Annotated in this window: 1 protein-coding gene and 1 pseudogene; both read right to left on the reverse strand. The window is 72.8% G+C overall.

Annotated features, from left to right (window positions below):
- Positions 1–6: 6 nt before the first annotated feature.
- Positions 7–13911 (reverse strand): SDR family NAD(P)-dependent oxidoreductase, encoded by a 13905-nt coding sequence (locus ACN265_RS22120; protein WP_421409257.1) that lies wholly within the window; start codon positions 13909–13911, stop codon positions 7–9.
- 91 nt (positions 13912–14002) lie between these two features.
- Positions 14003–17095 (reverse strand): annotated as a pseudogene (locus ACN265_RS22125) (type I polyketide synthase); the annotation flags it as partial.
- Positions 17096–17126 lie beyond the last annotated feature (31 nt).

Raw genomic sequence — 17126 nt, forward strand, 5'->3', positions numbered from 1 at the left:
GGGTCGTCAGTAGCCGAGCAGTTCCTGCCTGAGGTGACGCACCAGGGCGTCGGGCGTGGAGTGGTCGAAGACCACCGTGGGCGCGAGCCGCAGGTCGGTCTCCGTGCTGATCAGGTTGCGGACCGTCAGGGCGGACAGCGAGTCGAACCCGGCGTCCCGGAACCGTCGGTCCCGTTCGACGGTCTCCGCCGACGCCAGGCCGAGCACCGCCGCGACGTTGCGGCGTACCAGTTCCAGCAGGATCTGGTCCCGGTCGCCCTCGGGCGCGAGCACCAGTCGTTGCTTGAGGCCGGCCGGAGCGTCGACGGCGGCCCGTACGGTGCGGCGGGTGGCGGCCGGGGCCAGCGACCGCAGCAGCGCCGGGGCCTCGGGGGAACGGGACCAGGTGCCGGCTCCGGCCGCGACGACCAGCGACCCACCGAGGCGGCAGGCCGCCTCGACGAGGGCGAGTTCGTCAGGCGACGGCTCACCGGCGGGCCGTTCCCGCAGCAGCGTGACGGTCGGGGTGGCGCTGTCGGTGACCGCCGCCGCGTCGGGGGCGTCCACCCGGACGACGGTGGTGGCGGCGTCGTCCCCGCTGCCGTCGCCGGCCTCGATCCCGCATCCGCGCAGGAAGGCCACGGTCGCTCCGCGCGCCGCCGACGCGCCGCCGGTGACCAGCACCGGGCCGGCGACGTCGAGCGGCGTCGCGTCGTGCACCGGGACGGCGACCCGGGTCAGCCGGGGCGTCAGCACGGTGCCCCGACGCACGACCAGGTGCGGTTCGGCCAGGGTGAGCGCCGTCGCCAGGGCCCGCCAGGACGCCTTGGCACCGTCGACCACGACGGTGTCGCCGGGTGCGGGCGGCGCGGCGGCCGGCACCGCAGGGGCCGGGACCGGGTCGGCTGTGGTGCCGCCCGCCCGGCCACGGCGGCGCACGGCGGTGGCGGTCGGGTCCCGGTGCAGGGTGACGAGGCGGCTGGTCTCCCAGGGGCTGCCGCCTGCCGGGGCGGGGTCGGTGTCGCTGAGCAGGATGACGTCCGGGCGGGACGCACCGGCTTCGACCGCGGCGGTGAGCGCGGCCAGGTCGGGGTACGCCTCGGCGTAGGTGTCCGCCGACATCAGCCCGGCGCGCGCCCGCAGCGGGTCGGCACCGACGACGACCAGGGTCGGCGGCGACGGCGGGACGGGCGTCGGCACCGCGACCCACTCCACCCGGAACAGGCCGTCCTGGGCGGCGGCGCTCGCGGTCCGGGCCTCGCCGGCCGGGCAGGGGCGGGTGGTGACGGCGGCGATCGTGGCCACCGGGGAGCCGGTCGCGTCGGCGACGGTCACCTGGCCCGATCCGGCGCGGTGCACGCGCAGCACGGTCGCGCCCACGGCCCGCAGGGTGACGCCGTGCATCCCGACCAGCCGGGACGGTGTGCCGGCCGGATCGCCGACGGCCCGCAACGCGGCGTCGAGCAGGGCCGGGTGCAGTCCGAAGTGGTCCGCCTCGGCGTGCTGCCGGTCGGGCAGCCGGACCTCGGCGAAGACCTCGTCGCCCCGCCGCCACCGCGCGACACCGTCGGCGGTGGGCTCGGCGGTCGCGTCGGGCGCCGGCCAGACCGTCAGGTCCGCCCCGGGCAGCGGTACGCCGACGGCGAGCGTGCCTGCGGCGTGGCACCGCCACGGGGCGCCGGCCGGGGTGTCGGCCCGTCGGGAGTGGATGCTCAGCGCCCGGCGGGCGTCGTCACCCGGTGCGCCGATCTCCACCCGCAGGTGGACGGCGGTCCGGGCCGGCACGGTCAGCGGCTCGTGCAGGGTGAGGACGTCGACGTGGTCGAGCCCGACGTCGTCGCCGGCCTTCAGCGCCAGGTCGAGCAGTGCGGTGCCGGGCAGCACGACGGTGTCGCCGACGGTGTGGCCGGCCAGCCAGGGCAGGCCGGCCTGGGACACGGTGCCGGTCAGCACCATCCCGCCCGAGCCGGGGAGTTCCACCGCGGCACCGAGCAGCGCGTGGTCGCCCCGGTCGTTGGTGCCGGTGGACGGGGCGTACCTGAGCCAGTAGTGCTCGTGTTGGAAGGGGTAGGTGGGTAGGTCGACCCGGGCAGCCTCCGGCACCACCCGCTCCCAATCCACCCCCACCCCCGACACAAACGCCTCACCCAACGACAACAACACCCGACCCACACCACCCTCACCCCGACGCAACGTCGGCACCACCACACCACCCGAACCCAACACCTCCAACGACTCCCGCAAACCCACCGACAACACCGGATGCGGAGAACACTCCACAAACCGCGAAAACCCATCACCCACCAACACCCCCACCACCTCCTCAAACCGCACCGCCGACCGCAAATTCTCAAACCAATAACCACCCCCCAACTCCACACCCGACACCACACCACCCCGCACCGACGAATACACCACCACATCCCCCACCCCACCAACCACATCCCCCACCAAACCCAACAACTCCTCCCGCACCACATCCACCACCGGATGATGCGACGCATAATCCACCGGCACCCACCGACACCACACCCCCACCCCCTCCAACAACCCCACCAAATCACCCAACAAACCCACCGGACCCGCCACCACACACGACCCCGGCCCATTCACCACACCCACAACCAGGTCACCACCAAAACCCACCAACCACGACTCCACCTCCCCCACCGACAACCCCACCGACACCATCCCCCCCAACCCCGCCAACCGCTCCCCCACCAACCGCGAACGACCCACCACCACCCGCAACGCATCCTCCAACGACAACACCCCCGCCACACACGCCGCCGCCACCTCACCCTGCGAATGACCCACCACCGCATCCGGCACCACACCCGCAGCCCGCCACACCTCCGCCAAACACACCATCAACACAAACAACGCCGGCTGCACCACATCAACCCGCCCCAACCACTCCTCCCCACCCTCCAACAACACCCCACGAACATCCCAATCCACCAACCCACCCAACACCCCAACACACTCCTCAAACCGCCCCCGAAAAACAGCATCACACCCCCACAACTCCCGACCCATACCCCACCACTGCGACCCCTGACCCGGAAACACAAACACCGTCCCACCCGACACCACCCGACCGGAGGCGGAATTGCCGTCGGCGGCGACCGCGGCGTCGGAACCCGATCCGAGTGCCGCCAGGCCGGAGACCAGTTCGGCGCGTGAACTGCCGACGACCACGGCCCGGTGATCCCACCGGGAACGGTCGCGGATGAGGCCGGAAGCAATTCCGACGAGCGATTCTCCGCTTTCCACGACCCCGGCCAACCGCACCGCCTGGGCCCGCAGGGCCTCCGCCGACCGGGCCGACAGCACCAGCGGCACCGGCCCGGCGGCGTCGGCCGGCGACTCCCCGGCCGGCTCCGGCCCGGGTGCCGACTCCAGGACGACGTGCGCGTTGGTGCCGCTGATCCCGAACGACGACACCCCCGCCCGACGCGGTCCGTCACCGTCCCAGACCCGTGCCTCGGTGAGCAGCTCCACCGTGCCGGACGACCAGTCCACGTGCGTGGTCGGCTCGTCCACGTGCAACGTCTTCGGCATCACCCCGGCGCGCATCGCCAGGACGGTCTTGATGACGCCGGTGATCCCCGCCGCCGCCATCGTGTGGCCGATGTTCGACTTCAGTGAGCCGAGGAACAACGGACGCTCCGCCGAGTGCTCACGACCGTACGTCGCCAACAACGCCTGCGCCTCGATCGGATCACCCAACCGCGTCCCCGTACCATGCGCCTCCACCACATCCACATCACCCGCCGACAAACCACCACTCGCCAACGCCTGACGAATCACCCGCTCCTGCGACGGACCATGCGGCGCCGTCAACCCATTCGACGCACCATCCTGATTAACCGCACTACCCCGCACCACCGCCAACACCCGATGACCATTACGCCGCGCATCCGACAACCGCTCCAAAATGATCACGCCGACGCCCTCACCCCAGCCCGTACCGTCGGCAGAGGACGAGAACGCCTTGCACCGGCCGTCGGGGGACAGGCCCCGTTGGCGGGAGAACTCGACGAACATGCCGGGCGTCGCCATCACCGACACCCCGCCCGCCAGTGCCAGCGACACCTCACCCGCGCGCAGCGCCCCCACCGCCTGGTGCAACGCCACGAGCGACGACGAGCACGCCGTGTCCACCGTCACCGCCGGGCCCTGCAACCCCAGCGCGTAGGCCACCCGACCGGAGATGACGCTGGTGGAGCGGCCGGTGAGCCGCAGCCCGTCCAGCCCCTCGGACACCTGGTGCAACGGGGAGCCGTAGTCCTGGGCGAGCGCGCCGACGAAGACGCCCGTCGCCGATCCGTTCAGTGCCGCCGGCACGATGCCGGCCCGCTCCAGCGCCTCCCACGAGGTCTCCAGCAGCAGCCGCTGCTGCGGGTCCATCGCCAGCGCCTCGCGGGGGGAGATGCCGAAGAATCCGGCGTCGAACTCCCCCGCCTCGTGCAGGAACCCGCCGTCGAGCACGTAGCTCTTGCCGGGCCGGTCCGGGTCGGGGTCGAAGAGGTCGGCGAGGTCCCAGCCACGGTCGTTGGGGGGTTCGCCGATCGCGTCGCCGTCGGTGGTCAGCAACTCCCACAGCTCGTCCGGTGAGCCGACGCCGCCGGGCAGCCGGCAGGCCATGCCGACGATCGCGATGTGGTCGTCGTCGGTCGCGGTCCGCGTGGGTGGCGGGGCGTCCGTCACCGCCGGCCGGGCACCGAGCAGTTCGTCCCTGAGGTACGCCGCCACGGCGGTCGGTGTGGGGTGGTCGAACACCATCGTGGCGGAGAGCCGGACACCGGTCGCCGCGTTCAGCCGGTTGCGCAGCTCCACCGAGGACAGCGAGTCGAAGCCGAGATCCTTGAACTTCGCCTGGGCCGGGACCTGGGCGGCCGAGGTGTGGCCGAGCACCGCGGCGGCGGTCTGCCGGACCAGCTCGATCAGCAGCTGGTCGCCTTCCGCGGCCGGCAGCGCGACGAGTTGCTCGGCCAGGGCGTTGCCGGTGACGCGGGCCGCCGCGACCCGGCGCTCGCGCCGGCCCACCAGAGCGGTGAGCAGCTCCGGGACGGCACCGGCCGCCGGCGAGCGCAGGGCGTCGAGGGCGAGCCGGGCCGGGACGGTCATCGGCCGGTCGGCGGTGATCGCGGCGTCGAACAGGGCGAGGCCGTCCTCGACGGTCAGCGGGGCCAGCCCGAGCCGGCCGATCCGGGCGACGTCGACGTCACTGAGCTGACCGGTCATCTCACTGCGCTGGTCCCAGAAGCCCCAGGCCAGGGCGGTCGCCGGTAGTCCCTCGGCGCGCCGGGCGTGGGCCAGTTCGTCCAGGAACACGTTCGCCGCCGCGTAGTTGGCCTGGCTGGCGTTCCCGAGCAGACCCATGATCGAGGAGAAGAGGACGAAGCCGGCCAGGTCGCGGTGGCGGGTGGACTCGTGCAGGTGCCACGCGGCGTCGGCCTTGGCCCGCAGCACCGTCTCGACGCGCGCGTCGGTCAGCGCGGGCAGCAGCGCGTCGTCGAGGACCCCGGCGGTGTGCACCACGGCCGTCAGCGGGTGCGCCGTCGGGACGCCGTCCAGCAGGGCGTCCAGGGCGGCCCGGTCGGCGACGTCGACGGCGGCGACCTCGACCGTCGCGCCGAGGCCGGTCAGTTCGCCGACCAACTCGGGTACGCCGGGGGCCGCCGGCCCCCGCCGGCTGGCCAGCAGCAGGTGCCGCATCCCGTGCCGGGTGACCAGGTGCCGGGCGAGCAGGCCGCCGAGCGTGCCGGTGCCGCCGGTGATCAGGACGGTCCCGTCGGGGTCCCATCCGGCCGGTACGGTCAGCACCGCCTTGCCGATCTGGCGGGCCTGGCTGAGCTGGCGGAACGCGTCGGCGGCGGAGCGGACGTCCCAGCATCTCGTCGGCAGGTGGGTCAGCGCGCCCCGGGCGAAGAGCGCGACGATCTCGGTGAGGATGCGCCGGATCAGTTCCGGGTCCCGGCGACCGACCTCGATCAGGTCGAACGCCTGGTAGTGGCGACCGGGGTGGTCCACGGCGACCCGGTCGGGGTCACGCAGGTCGGTCTTGCCCATCTCGACGAACCGGCCGCCGTCGGCGAGCAGCCGCAGCGACGCGTCGAGCAGGTCACCGGCCAGGCTGTTCAACACGACGTCGACGCCACCCGGGGTGGCGACCCGGAAGGTCTCCTCGAACCCGTCGGTACGCGAGGAGGCGATCCGGTCGGCGGGCACGCCGAGGGCCCGTACCGCCTCCCACTTGGCGGGGCTGGCCGTGGCGTACACCGTTGCGCCGAGGTGGTGGGCGAGCTGCACGGCGGCCATGCCGACGCCACCGGCGGCGGCGTGGATCAGCACCGACTCACCGGCGCGCAGGCCGGCCTGGTGGACGAGCCCGTAGTAGGCGGTGGCGAAGACGATCGGCACCGCGGCGGCCTGGGCGTACGACCAACCGGCCGGGATCGGCACGAGCAGCCGGTGGTCCACGGTGGCGGTGCCGGCGAACGACTCGGCCACCATGCCCATCACCCGGTCCCCGGGCCGCAGGTCGGTGACCGCCGCACCGGTCTCGGTCACCACGCCGGCACCCTCGATGCCCATCCGGGCCTCGCCGGGGTAGACGCCGAGGGCGATGAGGACGTCGCGGAAGTTCAGGCCGGCGGCCCGTACCGCGATCCGGACCTCGTGCGGGGCGAGGGCGGCCGGCCCGGTGGCCGGGGTCTGCCCGGCGACGACGGCGAGACCGTCCACGCTGCCCGATCCGGTGCCGTCCAGTCGCCAGTCGCCACCGGACACCGGCGCGACGCCGGGGGTCACCGGGGCGAGCCGGGGCACCCTCAGCTCACCGTCGCGGACGGCCAGCTCGGAGCGGTCGGCGGCGAGGGCGGCCGGCAGCACGGTCAGCGAGCGGGGGTCGTCGTCCAGGTCGAGCAGGAGGAACCGGCCCGGGTTCTCGGTCCGCGCCGAGCGCAGCAGCCCCCATGCGGTGGCGTGGGCCGGCGAGGACGCGGTGGTGCCCGCGTCGGTGGTGATCGCGATCCGGCTCACCACGGCGAGCCGGGCGTCGGCCAGCTGCTCGGTGGCGAGCCAGTCCTGGGCCAGGGTGAGCGCCCACCGGGCGGCGGCGTGCGCCCCCGTGATCGCCGGGCCGTGCGGGGCGTCGGGCAGGGTCACCACGACGACGTCGACCTGCCGTCCGGCGGCTGCCAGGGCGGACAGGTCGGGGTGACGCTCGACGTCGGGCAGGACGCTGCCGAGATCGAGCGGGTCCGGCCCGAGCAGCGCATACCGCAGGCTGGGCGGCGCGGCGGTGACCCCGGCGGGCTCGGCGACCCAGTCGAGGCCGTAGAGCGGGGGCGTGTCCTGTCGGGCGGCACCGAGCCGGGCCGGGTCGACCTCACGGAAGGTCAACGACTCGACGGTGAGCACCGGCTGGCCGGCGCCGTCGACGGCGGTCAGGGTGATCGCGCCGGTGGCCGTCGGCCGCAGCGACAGCCGCAGCATCGACGCCCCGGCGGCGGCGAGCGTGACGCCCTGCCAGGCGAACGGCAGCCGCAGGTCGTGCCGGCCGGCCAGCCGGTCACGGACGAGCATCGCGTGCAGCGCCGCGTCCAGCAGTGCCGGGTGCAGGCCGAAGCGGGCGGCGTCGGTGTGGGCCGCTTCCGGGAGCGACACGTCGGCGAAGACCTCGTCGCCGGACTGCCACATCGCGGTCAGTCCCCGGAAGGTGGGGCCGTAGCGGTATCCGCCGTCGGCCAGTTCGTCGTACGCGTCGCGGACGTCCACGGGGGTGGCACCCCGGGGCGGCCACTGCGCGGAGGGGGCCGGCAGGTCGGGGTCGGTCACGGTGGGGGACAGCGTGCCGGTGGCGTGGCAGGTCCAGGCGGTGCCGAAGTCGACGTCGGCGGCCCGGGAGTGGATGCTCACCTCGCGGCGACCGTCCCCGGCCGGCTCGTCGATCTCCACCCGGACGTGCACCGGCGCGCGGTCCGTCAGCACCAGGGGCGCCTGGAGGGTCAGTTCGTCGACGTGGTCGCAGCCGACCTCGTCGCCGGCGCGCAGCGCCATCTCGACGAACGCGGTGCCGGGCAGCAGCACGGTGTCGCCGACGGCGTGGTCGGCCAGCCAGGGTTGGGCGGCGAGGGAGAGCGTGCCGGTGAGGCCGGTGACGGCGCTGCCGGCGAGTTCGACGACCGCGCCGAGCAGGGGGTGGGTGACGGCGGTCAGGCCGGCGTGCGAGACGTCGGCCCCGCCGGGTGCGGTCGGGTTCAGCCAGTAGTGGCGGCCCTGGAAGGGGTAGGTGGGTAGGTCGACCCGGGCAGCCTCCGGCACCACCCGCTCCCAATCCACCCCCACCCCCGACACAAACGCCTCACCCAACGACAACAACACCCGACCCACACCACCCTCACCCCGACGCAACGTCGGCACCACCACACCACCCGAACCCAACACCTCCAACGACTCCCGCAAACCCACCGACAACACCGGATGCGGAGAACACTCCACAAACCGCGAAAACCCATCACCCACCAACACCCCCACCACCTCCTCAAACCGCACCGCCGACCGCAAATTCTCAAACCAATAACCACCCCCCAACTCCACACCCGACACCACACCACCCCGCACCGACGAATACACCACCACATCCCCCACCCCACCAACCACATCCCCCACCAAACCCAACAACTCCTCCCGCACCACATCCACCACCGGATGATGCGACGCATAATCCACCGGCACCCACCGACACCACACCCCCACCCCCTCCAACAACCCCACCAAATCACCCAACAAACCCACCGGACCCGCCACCACACACGACCCCGGCCCATTCACCACACCCACCACCAACTCACCACCAAAACCCACCAACCACGACTCCACCTCCCCCACCGACAACCCCACCGACACCATCCCCCCCAACCCCGCCAACCGCTCCCCCACCAACCGCGAACGACCCACCACCACCCGCAACGCATCCTCCAACGACAACACCCCCGCCACACACGCCGCCGCCACCTCACCCTGCGAATGACCCACCACCGCATCCGGCACCACACCCGCAGCCCGCCACACCTCCGCCAAACACACCATCAACACAAACAACGCCGGCTGCACCACATCAACCCGCCCCAACCACTCCTCCCCACCCTCCAACAACACCCCACGAACATCCCAATCCACCAACCCACCCAACACCCCAACACACTCCTCAAACCGCCCCCGAAAAACAGCATCACACCCCCACAACTCCCGACCCATACCCCACCACTGCGACCCCTGACCCGGAAACACAAACACCGTCCCACCCGACACCACCCCACCCGACACCACACCCGAAGAAACAGAAACCGGAACCGAGCCGGTATCCGACACCACGGTCGCGGTCGCCACATTGTCCGAACCCGATCCCAGTGCGGTCAGACCCGTGAGCAGTTCCGCCCGCGAATTGCCCACGATGACGGCCCGGTGCTCCCACAGCGTCCGCTCGCGCACCAGGGTCGAGGCGATTCCCGCCAGCGACCCGCCACTCTCGACGACCCCGGCCAGTCGTACCGCGTGTGCCCGCAGCGCTTCCACCGACCGTGCCGACAGCACCAGCGGCACCGGGCCGTCCGGCTCGCCGTCCTCCGTGACAGTCAGCTCCGGCTCGAATTCCGGTGCCGACTCCAGGACGACGTGCGCGTTCGTCCCACTGATCCCGAACGACGACACCCCCGCCCGACGCGGCCCCACACCACCCCACGGCCGCGCCTCGGTCAGCAACTCCACCGTGCCCGACGACCAATCCACATGCGACGTCGGCTCCACCACATGCAACGTCTTCGGCATCACCCCAGCACGCATCGCCAACACCATCTTGATCACACCAGCAACACCCGCCGCCGCCATCGTATGACCAATATTCGACTTCAACGAACCCAGATACAACGGACGCTCCACCGAATGCTCACGACCATACGTCGCCAACAACGCCCCCGCCTCAACCGGATCACCCAACCGCGTCCCCGTACCATGCGCCTCCACCACATCCACATCACCCGCCGACAAACCACCACTCGCCAACGCCTGACGAATCACCCGCTCCTGCGACGGACCATGCGGCGCCGTCAACCCATTCGACGCACCATCCTGATTAACCGCACTACCCCGCACCACCGCCAACACGCGGTGCCCGTTACGCCGCGCATCCGACAACCGCTCCAACACCACCACACCCACACCCTCACCCCACCCCGTACCATCCGCCGACGACGAGAACGCCTTACACCGACCATCAGCAGACAACCCACCCTGACGCGCAAACTCCACAAACATCCCCGGCGAACCCATCACCGCCACCCCACCCGCCACCGCCAACGACACCTCACCCGACCGCAACGCCCCCACCGCCTGATGCAACGCCACCAACGACGACGAACACGCCGTATCCACCGACACCGCCGGACCACCCAAACCCAACACATACGCCACCCGACCCGACACCACACTCCCCGCCGAACCCGTCAACACATACCCACCAACACCCTCCCCCGCCTCACACAACCGCGGCCCATACTCCAAACCCATCACCCCCAAAAACACCCCCACACCCACACCACCAACAACCCCACCCAAACCCGCACCCTCCAACGCCTCCCACACCACCTCCAACACCACCCGCTGCTGCGGATCCATCACCACAGCCTCACGCGGAGAAACACCAAAAAACTCCGCATCAAAAACCCCCGCACCCTCCAAAAACCCACCAAACCCCGGCACCCCACCACCCACCAAACCCTCCACATCCCACCCACGATCCACCGGCCACCCACCCACCACATCAACCCCACCCGACACCACATCCCACAAATCCCCCGGCGAACCCACCCCACCACCAAAACGACAACCCATCCCCACAATCGCCACCGCCTCACCCACACCCACACCCGAAACACCCACACCCACAACCGAACCCGACACCAAACCCACCAACCGCTCCGCCACCAACACCGGACTCGGAAAGTCGTAGGCGAGCGAGGACGGCAGCGGCAGGGCGGTGTCGTCGGCCAGCCGGTCGCGCAGCTCCACGACGGTGAGTGACGAGAAGCCGAGTTCCTTGAAGGTCGTTGTCGGGTCCACGTCGGTGGCGGCCGGGTGGCCGAGAATGCCGGCGGCCCGCCGCCGGACCAGCTCCAGGGCGACGTCGAGGCGACGCTCCGCCGGCAGCTCCCGCAGCGCGTTCGCCCAGGCCCCGTCGCCGACGGGCTCCTCGGCCACCGGAGCGTCGTCGCCCCCGGGCCGTACGGTCGCCTCGACCGGGGTCGCTGCGGGCGCGTCGATCCAGAAGGGCCGGCGCTGGAACTCGTAGGTGGGCAGGGAGATCCGCCGCGCCCCGGGGAAGGACGTCGTCCAGTCGACCGGAGCGCCCACGACGTACGCGTGGCCGACGGCGTGCCGGAAGCGGTCGAGGCCCCCGTCGTCGCGGCGCAGGGTGGGCACCACGGACGCCGGCTGCCCGGTCGCGGCGAAGGTCTCCCGCAGGCCGACCGCCAGCACCGGGTGCGGGCTGCACTCGATGAACGTGGTGTACCCGTCGTCGAGCAACGCCCGGGCCGCCGGCTCGAACCGCACGGTCTGCCGCAGGTTGCGGTACCAGTAGGCGGCGTCCAGCCCGGCCGTGTCGACGGGCGTTCCGGTCACCGCCGAGTAGAAGGTGACCGGGGCGTCGGTAGGCGTGATCGGGGCGAGCTGGTCGAGCACGTCGTCGCGGATCGCCTCGACCTGCGGCGAGTGGGAGGCGTAGTCCACCGGGACGGCCCGGCACCGCACGCCCTGGGCGGTCAGTTCGGCGAGCACCTGCGGCAGCACGTCCACCGCTCCGGACAGGACGGTCGAGTCGGGGCCGTTGATCGCACCGATCGCCACCTGGTCGCTCCACTGCTCCAGCACCGGCAGCAGCCGCTCGGCCGACAGCGCCACCGACGCCATCGCGCCGGTGCCGGCCAGGGCCCGGATCGCCCGACTGCGCAGGGCCACCACCCGGGCCGCGTCCGACAGGGTCAACGCGCCGGCCACGTACGCGGCGGCGATCTCACCCTGGGAGTGCCCCACCACCGCGTCGGGTTCCACGCCGTGCGCCCGCCACAGTGCCGCCAACGACACCATCACGGCGAACAGCACCGGCTGGATCACGTCGACCCGCGTCAACTGGTCGCCGCCCCCGCCGAGCAGGACGTCGCGCAGGTCCCAGTCGGTGTACGCGGCCAGCGCGTCGGCGCACTCGTCGAGGCGGTCGCGGAACACCGCGGAGTCGGCGTACAGGCCACGGGCCATCGCCTCCCACTGCGAACCCTGGCCGGGGAAGACGAAGACCACCCGGCCGGGGCGGGCGCGACCGACGACCAGGTCGGGCCGGTCGTCACCGGCGGCGAGCGCGTCGAGGGCGGCGAGCATGCCGGCGCGGTCACCGGCACGCACCGCCGCCCGGTGCCGCAGCGCGGCGCGGGTCGACGCGAGCGAGTGGCCCAGGTCGGCGTCGGCGACGTCGACGCCGGACGTGAGGAACCGCCGCAGCGTGGCCGCCTGGGCCCGCAGCGCGGCGGGGCTCTGGCCGGACAGCACCCAGGGCGCGGTGTACGCCTGCGCCGGCCGGTCGGCCCGGTCGGTGGTGGGCCGGGGCGCGCGCCCGACGACCAGGTGGGCGTTGGTGCCACCCATCCCGAACGAGGACAGGCCCGCCAGGGCGTCGCCATCACCGGCGGCGTCGGCCGGCCACGCGCCGAGCGCGGACTGCACCCGCAGGTGCAGCGCGGCCAGGTCGATGCGCGGGTTGACGGTGTTGAAGTTCAGGCTCGCCGGGATCTGCCCGTGCCGGGCGCTCAACGCGAGCTTGAGCAGCCCGACCAGGCCGGCGGCGCCTTCGAGGTGTCCGACGTTGGTCTTGGCCGAACCGACGGCCAGCGGAGCGTCCGCCGGCCGGTGCACGCCGATCGCCGCACCCAGCGCGCCGGCCTCGACCGGGTCGCCGACGGGCGTGCCCGTGCCGTGCAGCTCGACGTAGCCGACGTGGGCCGGGTCGGTGCCCGCCTGCCGGTGCGCCCGCCGGATCACGTCGGCCTGCCCGTCGCCGTCGGGGACGGTCAGACCGGCACCGCCGCCGTCGTTGTTGACGGCCCCGCCGAGGATCACGCAGGAGATGTCGTCGCCGTCGGCCACCGCGTCGGCGAGCCGCTTGAGCACGACCAGGCCGCCGCCCTCACCGCGTACGTAGCCGTTGGCGCGGGCGTCGAAGACCCAGGCCGTACCGTCCGGGGAGAGGCCGCCGAACTCGCCGACCCGGGCGGTGCTGCCCGGTTCCAGGATCAGGTTCACGCCGCCGGCCAGGGCCAGCGAGACGGTCCCGGCGCGCAGACTCTCGCATGCCTGGTGTACGGCGACCAGCGCCGACGACTGCCCCGAGTCGACGACCACGCTGGGCCCGGTCAGGCCGAGGGTGTACGAGATCCGGTTGGCCACGATGCTGCGGTGCAGCCCGGTGAGGGTGAACGCGGTGGCGGGCACCCGGCCGGCCAGTTGGGCGTAGTCGTCCTGGATGGCGCCGACGTACACCGCCGCGGGCCGCCCGGCGAGCTGGTCGGGTGCCAGCCGGGCGTCCTCGAGCGCCTCCCATGCCAGCTCCAGCATCAGCCGCTGCTGCGGGTCCATCGCGGTGGCCTCGCGCGGGGAGATGCCGAAGAACGCGGCGTCGAACCCGGCGACGTCGTCGAGGAAGCCGCCGGGTGGCGCGTCCGGCCCGCAGCGGTCGGCGGGCGCCGCGCCGACCGCGCTCGTTCCGCTGGCGAGCAGGGCCCAGAACGCGGCCGGGTCCGCCGCGCCGGGCAGGCGGCAGGACATGCCGACGACAGCGATCGCGTCCTCGGAAAAGTCACGGGTCTGCGGCATGACAACTGACCTCATTCTGCGTCGATCGCGGGCCATCGGAGGGGGCGGGGCGGAGGGGCTAGACGGTGATCAGGGTGTCGACGTAGTCGACGATCGCCTCGAACGTCGGGTGCTCGTAGACCAGCGCGGCGGGCAGGTCCACGCCGGTGGCGGCGGCGGCCCGGTTGCGCAGGTCGACCGCCATCAGCGAGGTGAACCCGAGTTCGAGCAGCGGGACGTCGGCGGCGACGTCGTCGGCCCGGTCGAGCCGCATCACCTCGGCGGCCAGTCCCCGCAACGCCATCAGCAGCGTCGCCCGGCGTTCGGCGGGCGGGAGCCGCAGCAGCGTGACGGCCAGCGGCGGCTCCGTCTCGTCGCTGCCGTCGCCGAGCGAGTCCGGCGGCGTCGGCGCCCGGCGGGTGGCCACCATCGGCGCGACCGCGTCCAACCAGTAGTGCTTGCGCTGGAACGCGTAGGTGGGCAGGTCGACGGTGGTCGGGGCGAGTCCCTCGGTGAGGACGTCCCAGTCGACGGCGCCGCCCCGGGAGTACCAGGTCGCGACCCCGGTCAGGAACGCCGTGGGCTCGTCCACGTCCCGACGCAGCAGCGGCAGCACGGCCGCACCGGTCGTGCCGGCGACGCCGAGGTTCTCGGTGACCACCGCGCTCAGCACGCTGTCCGGGCCGACTTCGAGATACTCGGTGACCTCGGCGGCGGCCAGCGAGCGGACGGCGTCGGCGAAGCGGACCGGCCGGCGGGCGTGCGCCACCCAGTACCCCGGGTCCTCCAGTTCGCCGGGGCCGACCGGTCGGCCGGTGACGGTGGACACCAGGTCGACGGTCGGCGGCCGGTAGGTCAGGCCCGCCGCCACCCGCCGGAACTCGTCGAGCATCGGCTCCATCCGGGGGGAGTGGAAGGCGTGGCTGACCCGCAGTCGGCTGGTCCGCCGGCCCCGGGCCGACCAGGCCGCCTCGATCTCGGCGACCGCCGGCTCGTCGCCGGCGACCACGACGGAGGACGGCCCGTTCACGGCGGCGACGGCGACCTCGCCCGCCCGGTCCGCCAGCATCGGTGTCACCTCGGCCTCGGTGGCCTGCACCGCCACCATCGCGCCGCCGGCCGGCAGTTCCTGCATGAGCCGGCCGCGCGCGGTGACCAGGGTCGCCGCGTCGGCCAGGGTGAGCACTCCGGCGACGTGGACGGCGGCGAACTCGCCGACCGAGTGCCCGACGAGCCGGTGCGGCCGGATGCCGAACCGTTCGAGCAGCCGGTACAGCGCCACCTCCACGGCGAAGATGGCGGGTTGGGCGAACCGGGTCTGGTCGAGCAGCGCGGCGGCCTCGGTGCCGGCCGGGGCGAAGAGCACGTCGCGCAGCGCCACCGGCAGGTGCGCGTCGAGGGCCGCGCACGCCGCGTCGAGCGCCTCGGCGAAGGCCGGGAAGGCCGGGTACAGGTCGCGGCCCATGCCCGCGTGCTGCGACCCCTGACCCGAAAAGATCATGGCGAGGGTACGGGCCCCGGCCGGGGCGGGCCGGCCCCGGACCACCTGCGCCGAGCCGGAGCCACCGGCCAGCCGTTCCAGGCCGGTGAGCAGCTCGGTCGGGTCGGTCCCGAGCACCACCGCGCGGTGGGCGAAGCGTGGGCGGCGGCTCAGCGTGTACGCCACGTCGGCCGGTCGCAGCGACCGCTGACGCAGGTGACCGGCCAGCCGTCGCGCCTGGTCCCGCAGCGCCTTCGGCGAGTTCCCCGACAGCGGCCAGGCGACCGGTCGCGCGGAGGCCGGCACCGGCGTGTCCTGCGGTTCCCCGGCGGGCGGTGCTGGCGGCTCCTCCAGGATCAGGTGGGCGTTCGTGCCGCTGATCCCGAAGGAGGAGATGCCGACGCGGCGCGCCCGCTCGGTGACCGGCCAGGGTACGGCGGCACGCAACAGGCGTACCGCGCCCGACGACCAGTCCACGTGGGGGGTCGGCGGGTCGGCGTGCAGGGACCGTGGCAGTACCCCGTTGCGCATCGCCTGGACCATCTTGATCAGGCCGCCGACCCCGGCTGCGGCCTGGCTGTGCCCGATGTTGGACTTGAGCGAGCCCAGCCAGAGGGGGTGTTGCGCGTCCCGCCCGGTGCCGTAGACGGCCTGCAGGGCGCGTACCTCGATCGGGTCGCCGAGGGTGGTGCCGGTGCCGTGCCCCTCCACCGCGTCGAGGTCGCCCGGGGTGAGCCGGGCGTCGGCGAGGGCGTTGAAGATCACCCGTTCCTGGGCGGGGCCGCTCGGGGCGGTGAGGCCGTTGCTGGCACCGTCCTGGTTGACCGCGCTGCCCCGGATCAGGCCGAGCACCGGATGTCCGTTGCGCAGCGCGTCGGAGTACCGCTCCAGCATGACCACCCCGACGCCCTCGGCCCAGCCGGCGCCGTCGGCCCCGGCGGAGAAGGACCGGCACCGGCCGCCGGGTGACAGGCCACGCTGCCGGGAGAACTCGATGAACACCCCCGGTGTCGCCATCACCGTGACGCCACCGGCCAGGGCCACCGAGCACTCGCCCCAGCGCAGCGACTGGCAGGCCAGGTGGATCGCCACCAGCGACGACGAGCAGGCGGTGTCGACGGTGATCGCCGGGCCCTCGAAGCCCAGCGAGTAGGCGATCCGCCCGGAGGCGATGCTCGCGGCGCTGCCGTTGCCGACGTACCCCTCGAAGCCCTCCGGCGCCGGCATCAGCCGCGACCCGTAGTCGTTGTACATCACCCCGACGAACACGCCGGTGTCGCTGCCGCGCAGCGACCGGGGGTCGACGCCGGCCCGCTCGATCGACTGCCAGGCGTGTTCGAGCAGCAGGCGCTGCTGGGGGTCGATGGACAGCGCCTCGCGGGGGGTGATGGCGAACAGTCCGGCGTCGAACTCGGCCGCGTCGTAGAGGAAACCACCCTCGCGGGCGTAGCTGGTGCCGACGGTGTCCGGGTCCGGGTCGTAGAGCCCGTCGAGGTCCCACCCCCGGTCGGTGGGGAACCCGGACACCGCGTCGACCTCACCGGCGACCAGCTCCCACAACTCGTCCGGGGTCTGCACCCCACCGGGGTACTGGCAGCTCATCCCGACGAGCGCGATCGGCTCGTGGCGGCTCTCCTCGAGGTCCCGGATGCGTTCCTGGGCGTCGCGCAGCTCGATGGTCATCCGCTTGAGGTAGTTGAGGAGCTTCGCCTCGTCACCTGACATGCGCTGGACACCCGCTCTCGTTGGCTCCTGC

Source organism: Micromonospora sp. WMMD730 (assembly GCF_049178955.1).
Lineage (GTDB): Bacteria > Actinomycetota > Actinomycetes > Mycobacteriales > Micromonosporaceae > Micromonospora > Micromonospora wenchangensis.